The sequence below is a fragment of the Bradyrhizobium sp. SZCCHNR1015 genome (assembly GCF_032489875.1).
Classification (GTDB): Bacteria; Pseudomonadota; Alphaproteobacteria; order Rhizobiales; family Xanthobacteraceae; genus Bradyrhizobium.
In genome coordinates, this window is record NZ_JAUEYW010000006.1 from 208,604 (window position 1) to 228,887 (window position 20,284).

Genomic DNA, 20,284 nt, shown 5'->3' on the forward strand with positions numbered 1-20,284 from the left:
ACCTTTAGAGATTCAAAGGTCGCTGTTGCCCGATTACCTCAAATTGCCGCAGAAGCGCTGGATGCGCTTGCAGGCGTCCTCGAGGTCGGAGGTCTTGGTCGCGTAGGAGATGCGGAACGCCGGGCCGAGGCCGAACGCCGAGCCGTGCACGACAGCGACGCCCTCGGTCTCCAGCAGCTCGGTGACGAAGGCCTCGTCATTGTCGATCACCTTGCCCGACGGCGCGGTCTTGCCGATCGTGCCGGCGCAGGACGGATAGACGTAGAACGCGCCCTCGGGGCGCGGGCATTCGATGCCGCTGGCCTGGTTCAGCATCGACACCACGAGGTCGCGGCGCTCCTTGAACACCTTGTTGTTGGCCGGGATGAAGTCCTGCGGACCATTCAAGGCTTCGACGGCAGCCCATTGCGCGATCGAGCACGGGTTGGAGGTCGACTGCGACTGGATCGTCGCCATCGCCTTGATCAGGTGCGCCGGGCCGCCGGCATAGCCGATGCGCCAGCCGGTCATGCAATAGGCCTTGGAGACGCCGTTCACGGTCAGCGTGCGGTCGTACAGCGACGGCTCGACCTGTGCCGGCGTGGTGAACACGAAGTCGTCATAGACCAGATGCTCATACATGTCGTCGGTCATGATCCAGACATGCGGATGCTTGACCAGCACCTCGGTGAGCGCCTTCAGCTCGGCCTTGGTGTAGGCCGCGCCCGTCGGGTTCGACGGCGAGCACAGGATCAGCCATTTGGTCTTCGGCGTGATCGCCTTCTCCAGCGCCTCCGGCTGCAGCTTGAAGCCATGCGCGGCTGTGCAGACCACCGGCACCGGCTCGCCGCCGGCGAGCGCCACCATCTCGGGATAGCTGACCCAGTACGGCGCCGGGATGATCACCTGGTCGCCGGGATTGATGGTCGCCATCAGCGCATTGTACAGCACCTGCTTGCCGCCGACGCCGACGATCACCTGGTTCGGCTTGTAGGTCAGGCCGTTCTCGCGCTGGAACTTGCCGATGATGGCTTCCTTCAGCTCGGGGATGCCGTCGACCGCGGTGTACTTGGTTTTGCCGTCCTGGATCGCCTTGATCGCGGCCTGCTTGATGTTGTCGGGCGTGTCGAAATCCGGCTCGCCGGCGCCCAGCCCGATGACGTTGCGCCCCGCCGCTTTGAGGACGCGCGCTTTGTCCGTGACCGCGATGGTCGCGGACGGCTTCACACGGTCGAGCGCAGCGGCGAGAAAGGACATCATCAGCTCCTATGCAGGCGTCGTGGATCACCCTTTTCGGGCCACGACCAGTCATGTCAGGGAAACGCTTGCTTTTAAGGCCCCGGGCGCTGCATCGCAAGAAGCTTGGGCACATGGCTCCCAAGACTTTAGGGAACGTTAAAGCGGCCCCGCTAGCGTGGCCCCCACGATTGTCCAGAGTTTCAGGCCGAAATGACCAATATCGGGTACGCCCTGCGATCCGGCGACTGGCTGACGGCCACGCGGATCAAGTCCTACAGCTGGATCCTGCTCGCGGTCACGATCGTGGCCATCGCCGGCTGGATCGCGCTGTCCGATGGCCTGATCGACCGCAACGGCAAGCCGATCGGCACCGACTTCTCCAACGTCTATGCGGCAGGCGTGCTGACCCTTCAGGGCAAGGCGGCCGACGCCTATGATCCGCCGCTGCAGCATGCGATGGAAAAGGCGGTGTTCGACGGCCGCGACGTGCCGTTCTTCGGCTGGCACTACCCGCCCTTCTTCTTCGCGATCGCCGCCATCACCGCCCTGCTGCCCTATGCCGGCGGGCTCGCGCTCTGGGTCGTGTCGAGCCTGCTCGCGTACCTCGCGGTCATGCGCGCGATCCTGCCGCGCTCCGAGACCCTGCTGGTTGCGACCGCCTTTCCCGCCGTGTTCGTCAACATCGGTCACGGCCAGAATGCATTCTTCACCGCGGCGCTGCTCGGCGGCGCGCTGCTGTCGATGGAGCGCGGCCGGCCGTGGACGGCCGGCATCCTGATCGGCCTGCTCGCCTACAAGCCGCAATTCGGCGTGCTCATTCCCGTGGCGCTGCTCGCAGGCGCGCGCTGGCCGACGGTTGCTGCGGCAACCGCCACGGTGGCCGCGCTGGTCGCGATCAGTTTCGCCGCGCTCGGCAACGACGTCTGGCACGCCTTCTTCCAGTCGATGACCTTCACACAGAGCGTCGTGCTCGAGCAAGGCGGCACCGGCTGGGAGAAGATCCAGTCGGTGTTCTCGGCCGCTCGGCATTGGGGCGCCGATGTCAGGTCCGCCTATGCGCTGCAGAGCCTGCTGGCGCTGTCGCTCGCGGCCGCACTTGCGTGGCTGTGGCAGAGCGAGGCCGCATTCGATCTCAAGGCATCGGCACTGGCGAGCGCGAGCCTGCTGGCGACGCCTTATGTGCTCGACTATGACCTCGTGGTCCTCGCAGTCGCGATCATCTTCTTCGTCCGGCACGGCCTCGCGAACGGCTTTCGCGACTACGAGCTCAGCATACTCGCGGCCGCCTGGATCGTGCCGCTGCTTTCGCGCAGCGTCGCAGGGCTGACGACGATACCGCTGGGCCTCATCGTTCTGATGGCCCTGTTCGCGCTGACCTTGCGCCGCGCACTCACCGATCGCGCCGTCGAGATCGGTGGACAGGCGCGCATCGCGCAGGCGTGATCTCGATTGTTTGAATCTATTGGAAAGTTGTTATTCGAGAGTGCAGTGCAGTAGCGCATTTCGACTTTTTCCATCCGCCGGCTCTTGCAGCCTGCGCCCATCGGCATCATTGTCTGGCCGCATTGCGGGACGATCTGGCGTCCGGATGCGCGATGCGTCCAACCCTTGATTCCTCGAACTCGAAACCGGCCGGATGTACAAGCTCTATTCGATGCAGCGGTCAGGCAACAGCTACAAGGTCCGCCTTGCGCTCGCGCTTCTGAACGCGCCCTATCAGGCGATCGAGATCGACATCCTGCGCGGCGAGAGCCGCACGCCGGATTTTCTCGCCAAGAATCCCAGCGGCCAGGTGCCGCTGCTGGAGGTCGGCGAGGACCGCTTCATCGCCGAATCGAACGCGATCCTCTGGTATGTCGCCGGCGGCACGCCGCTGGTGCCGGAGCAGCGCATCGAGCGCGCCGAAGCGCTGCAGTGGATGTTCTTCGAACAGCATGCGCTCGAGCCGAACATCGGCGCCGCCTATTTCTGGCTGCTGCTGGTCAAGGGCGGGCGCGACCTGCAGACCCATGCGCTGGAGGACTGGATGGAGCGCGGCTATGCCGCGCTGCAGGTGATGGAGAATCATCTCAAGAGCAACGACTACTTTGCCGCGAAGCAGCTGACGGTCGCCGACATCGCGCTCTACGGCTACACCCATGTCGCCGATCGCTGCGACTTCGATCTGTCGACCTTCCCGAAGATCCGCAGCTGGCTGCGCCGTGTCGAGCAGACGCCCGGCTTCGTCGCGATGGACTGGCAGCCGGCGCTGATCGATTCGGCAGGCATTGCTGCCGACTACGGCTGACACGTTCACCGTAAGACTACCGACTATCCGTAGAACAGCGGGGAAAATACACGCGATGGCGGGAACGATCACCGCCGACGCCATGTTTCTGCCCTTTTTTCTGATTTGCCGCCGCAATCCTGCCCAGCGCGACCTTAGAATTTACCTCTGCGAGTGATTCGCTCGCGGATGTATGGGTAAGGGATTTCGACTTCATGTCCGGGTGGCGTCTTGCTTCCGTTCCGAAGTTCAGTTGGGTTCGCGGCCAGGCATGGCCGCTAGCGCCGGACCTCCGCCGAGAGCTCCCGGCGCCCGTCAGCGGCTTTCACGACGACGCGACGCTCACCCTGTCGCCGAGCCTGACCACCGCCGTGGTCGCAACGATCGCGGCCAGCACGCTCTCATTGGGTGTCAGCGTCACCATCGCGGTGGTGTCGATCCGCGCCCTCTTGTCGATGCCCGCTTAGCAGGAAGCCATTTTGACAACCCTTCGCGGTTTTCGCGACAACAGGCGATGATTGTCTCGCGCACAAAATGGCGATGAAATCAACGGTCGTAATCGTTGCCGTGACCCTGGCACTCGCGATCCTGCTGGCGGCGTCACTGCTGATCCTGATCGAGCGGCGGGGCGAGCTTTCGTTCTCGCCGCTGACCGAGGAGGATCGGTCTGTCTATGTCGAGCTGGTGCGGCCGCCCGCCGCCGAACCGGTGCCGCCCGTCCCGGATTGATCGCGAGCGCGGCTGCGCGTATCGAAGGTCCGTCGAGATTCAAACGGACGGCGAAGCCTTCATGCACGAAGCCCTCACTGTGCGCGCCATCGCGCGCGACGATCATGATCGCTGGTTGCCGCTCTGGGACGGCTACAACGCCTTCTACGGCCGTTCGGGGCCGACGGCGCTGCCGAGCGAGGTGACCGCCGTGACATGGTCGCGCTTCTTCGATGCCGACGAGCCGGTGCATGCCCTGGTCGCCGAGAGCGGCGGCGAGCTGATCGGCCTGGCGCACTACCTGTTTCATCGCGCCACCACCACGATCGGGCCGCTCTGCTATCTCAACGACCTGTTCACGAGCGAGGCCGCCCGCGGCAAGGGCGTCGGCCGGGCGCTGATCGAGGCGGTCTACCGCGAAGCGCGACAGGCCGGTGCGCCGCGGGTCTATTGGCAGACGCATGAGACCAACACCACGGCACAGGCGCTCTACGACAAGGTCGCCGAGCGCTCGGGCTTCATCGTCTACCGCAAGGCGCTGTGAGCGGACGGTGTCACGCCGCCGTCACGGGGCAGGCCTACGCTCCATCGAGCGCCTGATCATCCCCCGTCACCGGTCACGCGTTTCAGCGGTCCCCGTCAGTCGCCGTCTCTGACCGGGGCCGCATTTTTTTGGCGTGGCCACCTCTGAGAGCGGAAAGCGAGATGCTGCCGTGCGATCGGTGGGCTCCCTCTCCCCGTTCTTCACGGGGAGAGGGCTGGGGTGAGGGGCAGCGGATCGGGCGGTGCAGCCTTGCCAGAGCGCCCACTACTCACGCGTCAGCTCATCTTGAATCAGCGTCAGAACGCCTTCGATATTTCCTAGGACATCGTTGTTCCAAAAGCGAAGAACCCGATAGCCTTCCTCCGCTAAACGGCGATCGCGAACAACATCCTGCTTAGACTCGCTGTGTTGTCCCCCGTCAATTTCAACGATGAGGCGCCTCTCTCGACAAACGAAGTCGCAGATATATTCTGCGACCGGGAGCTGCCGAACAAACTTGTGACCATCCAGCCGACGGCTGCGTATCTTATCCCACAGCGTGTTCTCCGCGTTCGTCTGGGCAGTGCGGAGCCGCCGAGCAAGACCGACGGATTTCAGATCTGGTCCTCGCATGTGCCGTACCTCATCGCAGGTCTTCATCGTGCTGAAGCCGTTGAGACTGCAATACAGCACGAGCTGACGAGACCGGGCGAGCGCGACGACCACCACCCGTGCCGCTGCCCCTCACCCCAACCCTCTCCCCGTGAAGAACGGGGAGAGGGAGCATACCGGCTACGCAGCGGCAGCTCGAATCCAAATCCCGAGCAACGTCCTACTTCTTCCCACCCACCGTCTGCCTCACCTCGAAGCCCTCGAACTGCGGCGGGCCGAGATAGAGCGGCTTGTTGTCGCCGGCGCCCTTGTGGGCCATGCGGAAGGCTTCGGACTTGGTCCAGTCCTCGAACGCCCCCTTCGACGCCCAGATGGTGTGCGAGGCGTAGAGCGTATGGTCCTCGGCTTCCGGTCCCTTCAACAAGTGAAACTCGACGAAGCCCGGCACCTTGTCGAGATGGCTGTCGCGCGACAGCCAGACCTGCTCGAAGGCGGCCTCCGAACCCTTGGCAACGCGAAAACGATTCATGGCGATGAACATGCTGATCTCCTGAGGATGAATGCCGCAGGCCAGGGAGTAGCAGACTTCGCGATGCAATGCGCCTGCGGCAATCGCCGCTGATGCCGCGACGTTGAACGCTACGGGACCCGATCAGGACAGGGCGCAAGCGATCCCTACGCCACGAGCCCCTTGATCGGCTTCACGGCCGCGCTGTCCGGAAACACCGCGCCGCCGAGGGCGTGCTCACCGATGCCGAGATGATCGGCGAGCACGCCCTTGAGCACCGCGCGCAGATCCGTGGTCGGCGCAAGATCGCGTCCCTGGTAGAGGCTGGCCATCTTCAGCGTCGGCCAGTCGGCGATCACCCGCCCGCCCTTCACCGCACCGCCGGCGAGCAGGGCGACGGTGCCGGTGCCATGATCGGTGCCTTGCGTGCCGTTGATCTTCGCCGTGCGCCCGAACTCGGTTGCGACCATCACGACCGTATCGCGCCAGCGCGGGCCGAGCCCGCTCTCGAACTCGGCGAGCGCACCATCGAGACCCGACAGGAGTTGCGCCAGCCGGCCGACCGCGCCGCCTTCATTGGCATGGGTGTCCCAGCCGTCGAACGCCAGCGCAGCGATGCGCGGACCATCATCCGCCGCGATCAGCTTCGCCGCGCCGCGCGCGACCTGGCGCATCGCCGCGATCTGGTTGCCGCCCGGCTTCGGCTTCATGTCGTCGCCGAACGCGACCTTGTCGAGCTTGAGCCCCTGCGACAGCGCAGCCGCCAATGCGGGATCGCGATGCGCATAGAGGTCCACCAGCCGCGTCGCGGTGTCGTCATCGGCCTGCGGCAAGGTCACCGGCGCCCAGCCGACGGTGGGCGCTGCGCCGCGCAGCACCAGCGGTGCCGTCGGACCGACCGCGAGCGCGCCCGTGACGCGGGGGCCGCGTGGCAGAGCCTCGACTGCGCGGTTCAGCCAGCCCGATTGCACGCGGCCAGGACCGGCAAAGCCGCTTTCGAGCACGTCCTGGCCATCGAAATGCGAGCGCTCGCGATACGGTGTCGCGACCGCGTGAACCACCGCCGCCTGCTTGTCGCGATACATGCGTGCGAATTCCGGCATCGCCGGATGCAGCGCAAAGAACGAGTCGAGCGGCAGCGCCGGATTCGGTCCCGCCGTCGTCAGCGCAATCGCGCCATGCAGCCCGGCGTAGTCGGGATCGCCGACCGGCGCCACGGTGGCGAGCCCATCGAGCGCGCCGCGCAGGATCACGACGATCAGCCGTGGATCACGCCGATCGGCGGCCCGCGCGAATTTCGGCAGATAGCCCCAGGCGGCAAAGGACGCGCCTGCCAGCAGCAGGTGCCGACGCGAGGTCAACAGCGAGGTCGCGATCCGGTCCATCGTCATCTCCTCTGGAATTCCGGCGACATCAGCAGCAGCGCCAGCGCCTGCTGGCGCGATTCCGCACGCTCGATCGTGCGCCGCGTCTCCGTCGAAGTCGCGTCTCCCGCGGCGAGATCGAGCAGATCACGGGGATCGAGATTGTTGCCGAGACGCGCGGCGAGTTGCGCGGAGATGTCCAGCCGCAGCTTCATGCCCTCGGGGGCGGCCCACATCGCGGTGGTATCCGCGAATCCGTTCGGCCCTGCGGGCGCCCACAGCGGCTGTCCCAGCATGTTCAGGGAATTGAGATAGAAGCCGGGATCCTCGGGCACGCGCGCCAGCAGCCGGCCGCCCGCGACCAGGAACTCATAAGGCGAGCGGATCTTGGTCAGCGGTGCCGACCAGGCTTCATCGGCATCGACGAGCGCCAGCGTCACCGCTCTCAGATCGCCGTCGCTCTTCTTGAATACGGCCTCGAGCCGCGCGACCAGCGCAGGCGGCGGATCATCGGCGACGAAATGGCGCGCGAGCTTGGTGGCGATGAACTTCGCAGTCGACGGATGCCGCACGATATCGGCGAGCGCAGCCTCGCCCTGGGCGAGGCCATCATCCCCGTAGACCTTGCCGAGCAGGGTCTGCGGCCCTGGCTGATGCGCATTGGCATTGAACACGAAGCTGCCGGGCGCCGCGTTGCGGGCGTTGCGGCCGGCGAAGCTCCAGCCGGTGATGATGCGCGCCAGCGACGTCACGTCCTCCTGGCTATAGCCGCCGCCGACACCCAGCGTGTGCAGCTCCATGATCTCGCGCGCGAGATTCTCGTTGAGGCCGCGCTTGCGGTTCTGGCCGGCGCGCGAGTCCGGTCCGAGCGATTCCTGGTTGTCGAGAAAGAACAGCATCGCCGGATGCTGCTCGACCGCCTTCAGCATGTCGGCGAAGCGCCCGAGCACGTGCGGCCGGATCGCCTCGCGCTCGAACGCGCCAGCCCACATCCGCGCCAGTTCGCCCTTGCCCGCTGAGATGCAGAAATGATTCGACCAGAACGCCACCAGCCGCTCGGTGAAGCCGCAATCGGCGAGCACGGCGCGCTGCAGCCGCGCCAGCGCTTCAGCACGGAACGTCTTCTGGACGACGTTGGGCGGCTGCTGAGCCTGCGCGGGCTTTGCCGGCGCTCCCTGCATCGCGGGTGCGGGGTCGGCACCGGCCGCCGGGGCTGCCGAGGGCGGCGCGGCCATGGCTTTGTCCGCGCCGTTCGTGGACAAGCCGCGCGTCTGACTGGACGGGTCCTGCGGCGCAGCCTCCGACTTCGCGGCCTCGCGGGCCCGCTTGACCTCGTCCTGATAGGCGAAGACGGCAGCGGCGAGTGCGGGCGTCGACTGCAAGCCCGGCGCCTCCAGCAGCGCTCCATTGGGACGGCCGAGCTCGGCCTTGACGAAGCCGCGCGGGTCCGACGCCGCATTGACGAGATCGCCCGAGGCGCCGCCACGCGCGCCGAAGCCGAAGCGATTCAATGCGACAAGAGCCGCCTGGGCATCACGCGCCATGCCTCATCCTCACCAGCGGCCCGTCATCACGGGAGCTCCCGAAGCAGTTTGCTGCCGCGACCGCAGACTGCGATGGCGCGGCAGATTGTCACGCACTATACTTGCCCGCGCAGATGAACCGGACATGAAAAGAGGTGGATCGGACGTGGTTCCGAAGGTGACAAATCGTTTAGCAGACGTGGCCGCGCGGCAACTCATCTGCGAGTCGTGCGGCGCGGAGTTCAGCTGCGATCCCGGCGGCTCCTGCTGGTGCTTCGAAGAGGCCGTGCGCCTGCCGCTGCCCGAGACCGGACAGACCCGGTTCAAGGACTGCCTGTGCATCAATTGCCTCAAGAGGCTGGCCGGCGAACCGGAGCCGGGCTCGTGACACGCTGGCACGTCGAAGCCGTCCTGCTCGACATGGACGGCACGCTGCTCGACACCGAGAAGGTCTATCTCGAAGCGGCAATCGCAGCGCTGAATGCGCTCGGCTATAGTGATGGCGTCGTCGAGCTCTGTCACGCGATGATCGGCATTCCCGGACCCGACAACGAGCAGACCCTGCGCGACCATTTCGGCGACGATTTTCCGCTGCTCGAAGTCAACCGCCTGTTCGCGGCCAAGACCATCGAGATCCTGCAGGCGGGCATGCCGCTGAAACCCGGCGTCATCGCGCTGCTCGACGCGATCGACGCGGTCGGGCTGCCCAAGGCCGTCGTGACCTCCTCCTCGCGCCGCACGGCGGCGGAACACCTTGGCCTCGCCGGCATCGACCACCGCTTCGATGCGGTGCTGACGCGCGACGACGTGACCCGTGCCAAACCGCATCCGGACCTCTATCTGCTCGCCGCGGAACGGCTGCGGACGCGCGCGCCAGCCTGCGTCGCGATCGAGGATTCCAATCCCGGCGTCGCCTCGGCGTACGCCGCCGGCGCGATCACCTTGATGGTGCCGGACATCGTGGCGCCGAACGATCATTCGCGGGCGAATGCGGCGGCCGTGCTGCCGGATCTCGACGCCGCCATGGCGCTGCTCGCGCGCCGTTCGGTGCTGCCCGCCAGGATGTGACGTCAGATCCGCGGCCTGTGAAGCGGCCGTACAGCTTTGCCATTGTCTTCAAACGCGACCGAACATGGTCACAATCGGTTCACGTCGTTGCGCCGGTGCCCACGGCCCTATCGGATGCATTAACCCGCACGCCCTACCGTGCACGGCGTTGGTGGATGGGCTTATTTCATGTTGCGATTCATTGGCGCCGCAGGTGCGGCATTCTTGGCTGCGTTCGCTGGTGTGAGTTGGGCGGTCAGGGGGTTTCCGCTTCCGGATGGACCGTGGCGGGGCATGATGCAGACAGCTTCGATTGAAGCCGCATCAAATCTCGCTGCGCCGACGCCCGGGACCGTGGCGGTCGTGGCTCCCCTCTCCCCGACGGTCGACAGGACCTTCGGCGGCCCAGAATCGAAGGAGTTCGAGCGCAAGGCGTGGCTCGCGCAGCACACCTCGCAGAGCGACAAGAATCCCAAGCTGGACGTTTTACGCATGGACGCGTTGCAGGCCGCGACGGCCTACAAGCTGTCGCCCTGCGACACAACCATGAAGCAGAACCTGGTCGACGCACTGACGGCCTACACGCGGGCCTATGTTGCCAAGCTGGACTGCAAGCGGCAGTTCTGGGGCGCGAAAATCTGCACCGACAAATCGCTTCGGGAGGCGGCCGACAGCGTCGGCACGCCGCTCGATCAGCGCGTGAAGGAGGCGTTGTTCGAAGCCTTCGAGGAGAAGGGCATCACCAAGGCGGACTTTCCGGCTGATGTGCGCGAGGAGGTCCCGCACTTCGCCGGCCCCGCTTTCTGGTCCGACGAGTCGGCGGTGTGCCGGACGAGGCAGGCGCAACGGGACCGGCGATAGCAACGGGCGCTGCCATGAACCGGCTGATCTTCATCATTGCGGCCATCGTCGTCTGGCAGGTCGGCGGACGGCTGTTCCTGACAGACGCGCCGACCACGGCGGCGTTTCCGCCCGTCACCGGCGCGGAGTTTCAGGACCACGAGAAATACACCGAGGACGCCCGGCGCTCGCAGCGCGAAGACGCGCTGAAGTCGCTCGACCTCGCCTGGAGCGACCGCTGCGGCGCCAAGCGCGACAACTTCATCAGCGGTCTCAACCACTACTACTATCATCGGCAGAACCAGAACGAGCGCTACCCCGAGACCTATGGTCCGGCCGGCGCCGCCTATATCGCCGGCGTATGGACGACCGCCGAGGATCGAAGGATCGAACGGCTCACGCAGGAAGCCTACGCCGCCGGCTACATCAAGCCATCCGATTTCGACGGCATGGCGAGCCAGATGGTCGCCACGGTCGTCCGCGGCGAACAGGTCAGGGGACGCGGCTGCGCCGGCTGAGGGTTGCGCGCGACGCGGACCGCTTGCCCTTCGGCAGGGTCGCGGCGATCAGCGTCCGTGCCGCCGCGCCCGCGGTTTCCATGTAGCTGGGGTCGCGATGCAGCAGCACGACGGCGAACGCGCCGTCGAGCAGCAGCAGCATCTGGCGGGCGAGCGCGTCCGCTTCGGCAATTCCCTGCTCTGCGAAGATCGCCTGCAGCCAGGCCTCGAACTTCTTCTTGTGGGCGGCGCCGATCCTGATGGCGGGATGGCCGGGCAGATTGGCGAGCTCCGCGGTGGTGCGCAGGAAGCCGCAGCCGCGCCATTTCGGATGCCGCGCGGCGCGGGCGAGCTGGTTGAAGATCCCGGCGATCTTGTCGGGCAGCGCGCCGTCGGTCTCGTCGAACCAGCGCTTGAACAGCGCCAGGTTCGGCTGGTCGCGCGCGGCGAGATAGGCCGCGACGAGATCGTCCTTGCTGCGGAAATGATAGTACAGCGTCTTCTTGGTGACCCCCGCCTTCTCCGCCACCGCATCGACGCTGACGGCGCGGATGCCCTCGGCATAGAACAGCCGGCTCGCGGCGGCGACGATGCGGGCGGGCGTGGGATCGGAGGAACGGGGCATGGCGGCGTCCAATGTATACTGACCAGTGAATATACCTCGGCGGCCGCGGCGCCTAGTCTCCGCCTGCTCCACCCTTCAGCCTGCGAGAGGCCATGACCGACCTCATCCTGCTCGACATCTCCGACCGCATCGCCGTGATCACGCTGAACCGGCCGCAGCGGCTGAACGCGCTCAGCTACGCGCTGATCGATCGATTGATGGCCGCGCTCGACCGCATCGAGACCGATGCCGGCGTCAGGGCCGTGATCCTCACCGGCGCCGGGCAACGCGCCTTCTCAGCCGGCGCCGACATCGACGAATTCACCGCGAGCGTCCGCCAGGGGCGTGCCGCGGCGCTGCGCGACTTCGTCCGGCGCGGCCAGGCGATGACGGCGCGGCTTGAGGCGTTCCGCAAGCCGGTCATCGCGGCGGTCAACGGGCTCGCCTTCGGCGGCGGCTGCGAGATCACCGAGGCGGTGCATCTGGCGGTGGCGAGCGAGCGCGCCAGCTTCGCCAAGCCCGAGATCAGGCTCGGCATGCCGCCGACCTTCGGCGGCACGCAGCGGCTGCCGCGGCTGGTCGGCCGTAAGCGCGGGCTCGAGCTGCTGCTGACCGGCGATTCTGTCCCGGCGCAGCGCGCGCTGGAGATCGGGCTCGTCAACGCCGTCGTGCCGCATGACGAGCTGTTGCCGGCGGCGCGCGCGCTGGCGCAACGCATCATCCGCCATGGGCCGGACACGGTCGGGAGCATCATCACCGCCGCGACGCGCGGGCTCAACATGACGATTGGCGAAGGGCTGCAGGTCGAGAGCGAGCAGTTCGCGAGCCTGGTCGGCAGCCGCGATCTCGCCGACGGGCTGGCGGCCTGGCGCGAGCGCCGGCCGCCGCGGGTCCCCAGCTAGACCGGATGGCCGGGCGACTTGCGCGCCAGCCCGTCGAACGCATCGAGCAGCCGCTCGCGCCAGGCATGGACGCTGTCGCTCTCCTCGAGCAGCCGGAACGGGCTCACCACGCGCGCCCACTGGAAGCCGCCGAACACGATGTAGTCGGCATAATCGGGCGCATCGCCGCCGATGAAGGCCTGCGTCTTCAAGGTCTGGCGCAGCGGCTCCAACGACCTGCGGAAGCCGATGACGGCCTGGTCGCGCGCGGCCATGACCTCTTCGAGGCTCTTGCCGAACCGCGCCTCGCGCGATTTGCGGAAGTAGTCGGCATCCGCGGCGGCGAGGTTCTTCGGAATGTCGGCGATGATCAGCGGGAAGATGCCGCCGACGATGGCGATGTCGCCCCAGGCATTCATGAAGCGCGCCATCGCGCGGCCGCCGGCGCCGCCGAACAGCGACGGCCGGTCCGGATAGGTGTCCTCGAGGTAGTTGGCGATCGCCCAGGAATCGGCCACCGCGCGGTCGCCGTCGAGCATGACCGGCACCTTCTCCGAGCCATGCGGGGCGATCGCGCTCTTCTCGGTGAAGCGCCACGGAATCGTATCGGCGCTCAGCCCCTTGTGCGCCAGCGCCATCCGCGTGCGCCAGCAGAACGGACTGAACGGGCGGCCCGCATCGGTCCCGACGAGTTCATACAGCTTCACGGCCATTCCCGGTCCTTCCTTCACGTCCGGACCGTTCTAGCGCACCACGCGGCCGTTGTCGCGCAGCAGCTGCGCGCCGGCGTCGGTGACGACGATGAAGATGCCGACGCCCGCGATCGCCTCGCGCGTGACATAGCCGAGATCGGCGGCATCTTCCCACACCGTCAGCCGCGGGCAGCTCGTCCGCCACGTCGCCACCACCTCGGCGTGGCGGCGCGGCGCGCGCGCGATCCACTCGACGAAGTCCAGCACCAGGGGATCTGCCGATACGGCCATTCTCGCCTCACTCCGCCGCCGAGCTCTGCGCGGCCAGCAGCAGCCAGCCGCCGTAGAGGATGTAATAGCTCGCCACCGCCGTGATGATGCGGTTGGCCCAGGTGCGGAACTGCTGCTCGCTCATCGCCTCCAGGAGCCGCCGCGCCAGGCTGGTGCCGAGCATCGACGCCCCGACGGCGACGAGCGCGAGCACCGGATCGAGACCCGCGGCCTGGTCGATGATGCCGCCGAAATAGATCAGCTTGGTGAGATGGCTCGCGACCTGGCACGTCGCCTTGGTGGCGACGATCGACCTGCGATCGAACCGCGCACCGAGAAAGAACGTGTCGAGCAGCGGCCCGGACACGCCGGTCATCAGCATCAGCCCCATGCAGATCGTGCCGTAGATCGCGCCCTGCCAGACACTGTCCGGATCGGGCTTCAGGCTCGGCGGCATCAGCCGCGCCATGAACGGCGTGATGCCGAGCAGCAGCAGCGCCATCGGCGTGTCCGGCACGTAGCGGATCAGCGACCACAGGCCGAGCGCCAGCGCGCAGCCGACGAGATACACCGCGACCGGCCGCCAGCGGATGTGTCGGCGCCACAGCACCGCGCGCCAGCCGTTCGACGCCATCTGCGTCGCCGCGTGCAGCACCATCGCTGCCGGCAGCGGCATGATCGCCAGCAGCACGCCGATCAGGATCAGCCCGCCCGCCATGCCGAACAGGCCCGACAGGAACGCCGTCGCCACCATCAGCAATCCGAGCGCTGCAATCAGGGCGGGTGTCATGGCTGAGCTCCTCGCCATGCAATTTGTCGCACTGGCGATATCGGCACAAACCGAGTTATCTTGCCCTCCATCAGTTTTCCTGAGGGCGCGATGAGACGGCTGCTGTTCCTCAACGGCATCAAGGCGTTCGAGGCGGCGGCGCGCACCGGCAGCTTCGCCGCGGCAGGCAGCGAGCTCAACGTCTCCGCGGCTGCGATCAGCCGCATGGTCAACCTGCTCGAGCAGCGGCTCGGCGTGGTGCTGTTCGAGCGCAAGGCCAACCGGCTAGCGCTGACCGCCGCCGGCCGCGCCTATCAGAGCGGGCTGACGCCGATCTTCGACGCGCTGTCGAGCCTGACCGCGCAGATCATGGCGCCGTCGTCGATGCGGGTGCTGACGCTCGGCGTCGGGCCGACCTTCGCGATGAAATGGCTGATCCCGCGGCTCGCCGATTTCAGCACCGAGCAGCCGGACATCGAGGTCCGCATCACCACCGGCGGAGCGGCGGTGCCGTTCGGCGACGATTGGAGCTGCGGCATCAAGCTCGGCGACGGCGCCTGGCCGGGCCTCGTCGCCGAGCCGCTGTTCGCCGCCGATCTCGTGCCGGTGTGCACGCCGCGGCTCGCCGCGACCTTGAAGAAGCCGGCGGATCTCAAGGGACCGAGCCTGCTGCGGGTGTCGCACGCCGCCGAGGACTGGGCGCTGTGGCTGAAGGCCGCGGGCATCACGCGCGTCAGCGCGCGCGGCACTGAGTTCCAGTACTATGGACATGCGCTGCAGGCCGCAATCGACGGTCTCGGCGTCGCCATGGGCATCCGGCCCTATATCGACGACGATCTCGCCGCGGGACGCCTGGTTGCACCGTTCGCACTGACCGTCCCGAAAGGCGAGCGCTGGTATCTTGTCTACCGACATTTCCAGGCCGGCCAACGTGATTTCGCCGCGTTCCGGCGCTGGATCATGCGCGCGGCGTCACAGCCCGCGACCCGGAATTCTCAACGCAGGGACGCGATCAAAAAAGACGCGGACGTGTGAACCTGTTCACAAATGATCGGACCAATTCATGCTGTCGTTGCCGTTCGGGACATCCAGGACTGCGCAATGACGTATTTGTACGAGGACTTCGCCATCGAGCCGTTCGAAGCAGGACGCGGCTTGTGGCACGCGCGGATCCGCCGCGCGGACATGACCCCGGTGGTGATCAATGGCGTTTCGTTCCCCTCGCTCGAAGTCGGCTTCGCCTGGTCCGATGCGGACATGGCGATTGCCGACGCGAAAAGCCATATCGACCGCTTTCGCAAGCGGTGGGGCTGACACCTGCAAACCGATTCGGCGCACTTTGAGGCACGCGACGGAGGATATCGACCGAACCCCGGGAAAAGACGGATAGCGCGACGTGGAACAATCTCCGAGAGTGAAGTCCCCGAGAGTCCACCCGCGCGGCCAGACGGTTCCAAGCCAACATTCCAAACGCCAATTCGAAATGCCGAGTGTATTCGTAATGCGGACTGCAATTCATGGCTGAGCCTGCCGTCAAACACCTCGCTTTTTCGGTGCGTACGCGATGCCCGGACTGCGATGCAGAGCTGAGCGTCCTGAGCGTCATCAACGGCCGCGGCGGTTCCGAGTACTGGGCCCTGCAATGCGTCGCCTGCCACGGCGTGCATCTCGACATCGTCGAGCAGCCGACCCGGCATTGACCATCGGCACGGCGTCGCGGGAACGCCATCGCGCTCATTGAACGCGCGTGGTCGTCCGCGCGCATGCGCATCGCGGCGTCCTGCTGCCACCATGCTGTCAGCAGGGCTGGAGGGGGCGCCCGATCACTCTTTCAAGTCGGCCTCATCCGTCCCATATTCGGGCGATGGCGAAGACCCCCGACACCCCCAAGAAGCCCGGCCGAACTCCGAAATCGAAAGCGCACCGGCCCGACGTGCAGCCGATCGGGCCCGCGCTCGCCGAGCTGCTCAATCCCGCCATCAACCGCGGCGAGAGCGGCATCGGTTCCTCAACGGGACTGCAGCCTCCGCCGGACAATTCCTGGGACCGCCGCAGCGGCGGCGAGGCCGCCGCGCATCGCGCGCGGGCGTCGACCAAGGGCAGGAGCGCGGATGTCGCGACCGGCGACGCGTCGGCGCGGCCCATGCCGCTGCGGCCGAATCCGCAGCCGGCGGGGGAGCGGTCGTCCGTCCGTGACACGTCACGAGCTTCAGCCCAGCAGGACGCTGCGCTCCCTCCCCCCTTGTGGGGGAGGGCTGGGGAGGGGGGTGCCCCAAGCAACACTGCCCGTGAATCCACCCCCGCCTCCTCCCCGCAAGGGGGAGAGGAGGAGAGCGTGGCAGCGCGACCTGCGCCGCCTCCCGCGCTGGCTGACGACTCAGACGCAGCTCGTGCCGGAGTACCCCCCTCCCCACCCCTCCCCCACAAGGGGGGAGGGAGCGCCGCGGCGCAAGCGGACGCGCCCTCTGACAAGCCTGGCGCTTCCGGCCTCGCCGAAGCGCCGCAGGCCAATTATGGCACCGCCGCCACCATCCCGACGCTCGATCCCGAGTTGGCGCGGCAGCTCGGCCTGCCCACGGCCGAGGACGACGAGGAAGCGCTCGCCCACCCGCCGCGCAGCAAGATGGAGGCGCTCGGCGTCAAGGCCACGGCGGAAGCGCTGGAGTCGCTGATCCGCGAGGGCCGTCCCGAGTTCCGCAAGGACGACGGCTCGCTCAAGGTGTGGACGCCGCACCGGCCGCCCCGCCCGGAGAAGTCGGAAGGCGGCGTCCGCTTCGAGATCAAATCGGCCTACGAGCCCAAGGGCGACCAGCCGCAGGCGATCAAGGAATTGGTCGAGGGCATCGCGCGCAACGACCGCACCCAGGTGCTGCTCGGCGTCACCGGCTCCGGCAAGACCTACACCATGGCCAAGGTGATCGAGGCGACGCAGCGCCCGGCCATCATCCTGGCGCCGAACAAGACGCTGGCCGCGCAGCTCTATGGCGAGTTCAAGAGCTTCTTCCCCGACAACGCCGTCGAGTATTTCGTCTCCTATTACGACTACTACCAGCCCGAGGCCTACGTCCCGCGCACCGACACCTATATCGAGAAGGATTCCTCGATCAACGAGCAGATCGACCGCATGCGCCACTCGGCGACGCGGGCGCTCTTGGAGCGCGACGACGTCATCATCGTCGCCTCGGTGTCGTGCATCTACGGTATCGGCTCGGTCGAGACCTACACCGCGATGACCTTCGCGCTGAAGAAGGGCGAGCGCATCGACCAGCGCCAGCTCATCGCCGACCTCGTCGCTTTGCAATACAAGCGCACCCAGCACGATTTCACCCGCGGCACCTTCCGCGTTCGCGGCGACGTCATCGACATCTTCCCGGCGCACTATGAGGACCGCGCCTGGCGCGTGAACCTGTTCGGCGACACCGTCGAGAATATCGAGGAGTTCGATCCGCTCACCGGCCACAAGCAGGACGAGCTGGAGTTCATCAAGGTCTACGCCAATTCGCACTATGTGACGCCGCGCCCGACCCTGGTGCAGGCGATGAAGTCGATCAAGTCCGAGCTGAAGGTGCGGCTCGACCAGTTGCACGCGCAGGGCCGCCTGCTCGAGGCGCAGCGGCTGGAGCAGCGCACCACCTTCGACTTGGAGATGATGGAGGCGACGGGGAGCTGCGCCGGCATCGAGAACTACTCGCGGTATCTGACCGGACGCCTGCCCGGCGAGCCGCCGCCGACCCTGTTCGAATACGTCCCCGACAACGCGCTGGTGTTCGCCGACGAGAGCCACGTCACGGTGCCGCAGATCGGCGGCATGTTCCGCGGTGACTTCCGCCGCAAGGCGACGTTGGCCGAATACGGCTTCCGCCTGCCGTCCTGCATGGACAACCGCCCGCTGCGGTTCGAGGAGTGGGACATGATGCGGCCGCAGACCGTGGCGGTGTCGGCGACGCCCGGCGGCTGGGAGCTGAACGAGGCCGGCGGCGTGTTCGTCGAGCAGGTCATCCGCCCCACGGGCCTGATCGATCCTCCCGTCAACATCCGGCCCGCCCGCACCCAGGTCGACGATCTCCTCGGCGAGGTCCGCGCCACCGCGCAGGCGGGCTATCGCTCGCTGATCACGGTGCTGACCAAGCGCATGGCCGAGGACCTCACCGAATATCTGCACGAGCAGGGCATCCGCGTCCGCTACATGCACTCGGACATCGACACCATCGAGCGCATCGAGATCATCCGCGATCTCCGCCTCGGCGCCTTCGACGCGCTGGTCGGCATCAACCTGCTGCGCGAGGGCCTCGACATTCCCGAATGCGCGCTGGTCGCCATCCTCGACGCCGACAAGGAAGGTTTTCTGCGCAGCGAGACCTCGCTGATCCAGACCATCGGCCGCGCCGCGCGCAACGTCGACGGCAAGGTGATCCTCTACGCCGACCAGATGACCGGCTCGATGGAGCGCGCCATCGCCGAGACCAACCGCCGCCGCGAGAAGCAGGTCGAGTACAACACCATCAATGGCATCACGCCTGAGAGCGTCAAGAAGTCGATCGGCGACATCCTCAACTCGGTGTACGAGCGCGACCACGTGCTGATCGAGACCGGCGGCGGCACCACCACCGACGACGTCATCTCCATCGGGCACAATTTCGAGGCCGTCCTGGCCGACCTCGAAACCCGCATGCGCGAAGCCGCCGCCGATCTCAACTTCGAGGAAGCCGCTCGCCTCCGCGACGAGGTTAAACGCCTCCGCGCCACCGAACTCGCCGTCGTCGACGACCCCACCGCCAAGCAGCGCACCGTCCAAGGCAAAGCCGGCGCCTACGCCGGCACCAAGAAATACGGCGACGCCGCCAATTTGCCGACGGCGGCCTTGAAGGGCCGGGGTGGCTCCAGCCGCAGTTCATCAAGCCGCGCCGGCGGTCCCTCCGTTCCCTCCCCCCTCGTGGGGGAGGGTCAGGGAGGGGGGCCCGCGAGTCGCGGCGGTCGTGGCGGCGCAAAGTCTCGCGACCACGATCCACTGCTGCCCTCGGTCGACGAGATCACCGGCGGCGCCTCACGCAGCACCAGCTCCAAAGTCCACAAGCCCCATCTCGACGAGATGCACGGCCCGGAATCCCTGCCCTACCGCCCCAACGCCAAGCTGCCGGCAAAGCCGTTCGGCAGCAGCAGCAAGATCATCCAGCCGACCAACTCCCGCGAGTCCGGCCCCGAATTCGGCCCTGCGCCGCGGTCGACGGGTGGCGCACCGGGGAAGCGGGGCGGGTGGAAGAAGCGGTGAACACAAACCTTACGGAAAGCCACACTGATTAAACGAGATCATCAAATCATGCGCGACTATTGAGTCGACCGCAACAATTCTAGAAACCGCGTCGATGAGGAGAAGACGGGACGGCGATAGCGAAGCGATCTTGTGCCGCTTCTTTCAGTCGATCGAGGAAATGCGGATCATCTTCTATACCTCTGCCATCTATGCTTGGCTCGATTTTGCCTTCTGCTATTGGAAAGAAAATATCCTCAAACCCGCGAGCCTCATGTAGCCATAGTGCCGTCACATACATTGCAGGCACCTCCAGCGCTCTGACCTCATACTCTTCACTCGAGGATTCATACTCCCGCTTCACTATCTCCGTCGCTTTGAAAAAGCGCTCGGCCACAGGTCCGCGAATAAGCGCTGAGAGATTTGGAGGAGCTTTATCGGCTCGGACGTCAGCCAAGGCTATGCCGCCTGCCCAAACGATCGGATATCGCCACGCCGTGGGATCGCTCTTGTGCAGAAAATCAGATTTTAGTGCGTCTGCTGGACTAATCAGAAAAAGCGGGATCGCACCTTTGTTATGAACTTTCTTGGCGCCGCCGAGCGTAGAACTGCTGCTTCGAGGGCCCCTGGACAACAAATGCGGGAGAGCGGCGTTCACCGCAGCCACCCCGCCAGACGGACCAAGACGACTGACAATAGTCATATCGGGAGTCC

At 66.4% G+C, this 20,284-nt stretch carries 24 protein-coding genes; 14 read left to right on the top strand and 10 right to left on the bottom strand.

Annotated features, from left to right (window positions below):
• Nucleotides 1–33: 33 nt before the first annotated feature.
• Nucleotides 34–1,236, bottom strand: a complete 1,203-nt coding sequence (locus QX128_RS12645) for a pyridoxal phosphate-dependent aminotransferase (RefSeq protein WP_315733933.1) — start codon at nt 1,234–1,236, stop codon at nt 34–36.
• 192 nt (nt 1,237–1,428) lie between these two features.
• Between QX128_RS12645 and QX128_RS12650 the strand changes: the two genes are divergently transcribed.
• The 5 genes from QX128_RS12650 (at nt 1,429) to QX128_RS12670 (ending at nt 4,736) form a co-directional block, all read left to right on the top strand.
• Nucleotides 1,429–2,661, top strand: a complete 1,233-nt coding sequence (locus QX128_RS12650; protein WP_316237588.1) for a glycosyltransferase family 87 protein — start codon at nt 1,429–1,431, stop codon at nt 2,659–2,661.
• A gap of 193 nt (nt 2,662–2,854) precedes the next feature.
• Nucleotides 2,855–3,505, top strand: a complete 651-nt coding sequence (locus tag QX128_RS12655; protein WP_315803309.1) for a glutathione S-transferase family protein — start codon at nt 2,855–2,857, stop codon at nt 3,503–3,505.
• 194 nt (nt 3,506–3,699) lie between these two features.
• Nucleotides 3,700–3,951, top strand: coding sequence for a hypothetical protein (locus QX128_RS12660; RefSeq protein ID WP_316237589.1), 252 nt, complete (start codon nt 3,700–3,702; stop codon nt 3,949–3,951).
• Between the two features lie 67 nt (nt 3,952–4,018).
• On the top strand, nt 4,019–4,213 hold the full coding sequence (locus tag QX128_RS12665; RefSeq protein WP_316237590.1) for a hypothetical protein: 195 nt from the start codon (nt 4,019–4,021) through the stop codon (nt 4,211–4,213).
• Between the two features lie 61 nt (nt 4,214–4,274).
• The gene (locus tag QX128_RS12670) at nt 4,275–4,736 is read left to right on the top strand and encodes a GNAT family N-acetyltransferase (RefSeq protein ID WP_316177600.1); all 462 of its coding nucleotides are present in this window, start codon (nt 4,275–4,277) and stop codon (nt 4,734–4,736) included.
• Between the two features lie 264 nt (nt 4,737–5,000).
• On the opposite strand, the gene QX128_RS12675 is transcribed toward QX128_RS12670, so the two are convergent.
• The 4 genes from QX128_RS12675 to QX128_RS12690 form a co-directional block, all read right to left on the bottom strand.
• The gene (locus tag QX128_RS12675) at nt 5,001–5,444 is read right to left on the bottom strand and encodes an endonuclease domain-containing protein (protein WP_316177599.1); all 444 of its coding nucleotides are present in this window, start codon (nt 5,442–5,444) and stop codon (nt 5,001–5,003) included.
• Nucleotides 5,445–5,547: 103 nt separating this feature from the next.
• Nucleotides 5,548–5,868, bottom strand: a complete 321-nt coding sequence (locus tag QX128_RS12680) for an antibiotic biosynthesis monooxygenase (RefSeq protein WP_315803304.1) — start codon at nt 5,866–5,868, stop codon at nt 5,548–5,550.
• Between the two features lie 134 nt (nt 5,869–6,002).
• Nucleotides 6,003–7,226, bottom strand: a complete 1,224-nt coding sequence (locus tag QX128_RS12685) for a DUF1501 domain-containing protein (RefSeq protein ID WP_316237591.1) — start codon at nt 7,224–7,226, stop codon at nt 6,003–6,005.
• Nucleotides 7,223–8,743: a DUF1800 family protein gene (locus tag QX128_RS12690; RefSeq protein WP_316237592.1), complete on the bottom strand. Its 1,521-nt coding sequence runs from the start codon at nt 8,741–8,743 to the stop codon at nt 7,223–7,225. Before QX128_RS12690 ends, QX128_RS12685 begins: the two co-directional genes overlap by 4 nt.
• A gap of 145 nt (nt 8,744–8,888) precedes the next feature.
• On the opposite strand from QX128_RS12690, the gene QX128_RS12695 reads away from it, so the two are divergent.
• The 4 genes from QX128_RS12695 (at nt 8,889) to QX128_RS12710 (ending at nt 11,127) form a co-directional block, all read left to right on the top strand.
• A complete protein-coding gene (locus QX128_RS12695; protein WP_315803301.1) occupies nt 8,889–9,110 on the top strand; it encodes a cysteine-rich CWC family protein in 222 nt (73 codons plus the stop codon).
• The gene (locus QX128_RS12700) at nt 9,107–9,790 is read left to right on the top strand and encodes an HAD family phosphatase (RefSeq protein ID WP_315803300.1); all 684 of its coding nucleotides are present in this window, start codon (nt 9,107–9,109) and stop codon (nt 9,788–9,790) included. Before QX128_RS12695 ends, QX128_RS12700 begins: the two co-directional genes overlap by 4 nt.
• Nucleotides 9,791–10,132: 342 nt before the next feature.
• Entirely contained in the window at nt 10,133–10,630 is a 498-nt protein-coding gene (locus tag QX128_RS12705) for a hypothetical protein (protein WP_316217496.1), read from the top strand.
• Between the two features lie 14 nt (nt 10,631–10,644).
• Nucleotides 10,645–11,127, top strand: coding sequence for a hypothetical protein (locus QX128_RS12710; RefSeq protein ID WP_316237593.1), 483 nt, complete (start codon nt 10,645–10,647; stop codon nt 11,125–11,127).
• Here the strand turns inward: QX128_RS12710 and QX128_RS12715 are convergent.
• On the bottom strand, nt 11,102–11,731 hold the full coding sequence (locus tag QX128_RS12715; protein ID WP_316237594.1) for a helix-turn-helix domain-containing protein: 630 nt from the start codon (nt 11,729–11,731) through the stop codon (nt 11,102–11,104). The two genes, QX128_RS12710 and QX128_RS12715, sit on opposite strands and share 26 nt — an antisense overlap.
• 92 nt (nt 11,732–11,823) lie before the next feature.
• Between QX128_RS12715 and QX128_RS12720 the strand changes: the two genes are divergently transcribed.
• Nucleotides 11,824–12,612 carry a crotonase/enoyl-CoA hydratase family protein gene (locus tag QX128_RS12720; protein ID WP_316237595.1) on the top strand — a complete coding sequence of 263 codons (789 nt, stop codon included), beginning with the start codon at nt 11,824–11,826 and terminating at the stop codon, nt 12,610–12,612.
• On the opposite strand, the gene QX128_RS12725 is transcribed toward QX128_RS12720, so the two are convergent.
• From QX128_RS12725 to QX128_RS12735, 3 genes are read right to left on the bottom strand one after another with little or no spacing between them, the layout of a single operon-like run.
• A complete protein-coding gene (locus tag QX128_RS12725) occupies nt 12,609–13,304 on the bottom strand; it encodes a glutathione S-transferase family protein (protein ID WP_316237596.1) in 696 nt (231 codons plus the stop codon). The genes QX128_RS12720 and QX128_RS12725 overlap by 4 nt on opposite strands.
• Before the next feature lie 30 nt (nt 13,305–13,334).
• Nucleotides 13,335–13,574, bottom strand: coding sequence for a hypothetical protein (locus tag QX128_RS12730; RefSeq protein ID WP_316177581.1), 240 nt, complete (start codon nt 13,572–13,574; stop codon nt 13,335–13,337).
• A 7-nt stretch (nt 13,575–13,581) separates the two neighbouring features.
• Entirely contained in the window at nt 13,582–14,343 is a 762-nt protein-coding gene (locus tag QX128_RS12735) for a sulfite exporter TauE/SafE family protein (RefSeq protein WP_316237597.1), read from the bottom strand.
• A 90-nt stretch (nt 14,344–14,433) separates the two neighbouring features.
• On the opposite strand from QX128_RS12735, the gene QX128_RS12740 reads away from it, so the two are divergent.
• The 4 genes from QX128_RS12740 (at nt 14,434) to uvrB (ending at nt 19,591) form a co-directional block, all read left to right on the top strand.
• A complete protein-coding gene (locus tag QX128_RS12740; RefSeq protein WP_315803292.1) occupies nt 14,434–15,357 on the top strand; it encodes a LysR substrate-binding domain-containing protein in 924 nt (307 codons plus the stop codon).
• Between the two features lie 66 nt (nt 15,358–15,423).
• Nucleotides 15,424–15,636, top strand: a complete 213-nt coding sequence (locus QX128_RS12745) for a hypothetical protein (RefSeq protein ID WP_315803493.1) — start codon at nt 15,424–15,426, stop codon at nt 15,634–15,636.
• Nucleotides 15,637–15,839: 203 nt separating this feature from the next.
• Nucleotides 15,840–16,022 carry a hypothetical protein gene (locus tag QX128_RS12750; RefSeq protein ID WP_315714095.1) on the top strand — a complete coding sequence of 61 codons (183 nt, stop codon included), beginning with the start codon at nt 15,840–15,842 and terminating at the stop codon, nt 16,020–16,022.
• A gap of 164 nt (nt 16,023–16,186) precedes the next feature.
• Entirely contained in the window at nt 16,187–19,591 is a 3,405-nt protein-coding gene (gene uvrB, locus QX128_RS12755) for an excinuclease ABC subunit UvrB (protein ID WP_316237598.1), read from the top strand.
• Nucleotides 19,592–19,670: 79 nt separating this feature from the next.
• Here uvrB and QX128_RS12760 read toward each other — a convergent pair whose 3' ends face one another.
• Nucleotides 19,671–20,273 carry a hypothetical protein gene (locus QX128_RS12760; protein ID WP_316237599.1) on the bottom strand — a complete coding sequence of 201 codons (603 nt, stop codon included), beginning with the start codon at nt 20,271–20,273 and terminating at the stop codon, nt 19,671–19,673.
• Between the last annotated feature and the right edge of the window lie 11 nt (nt 20,274–20,284).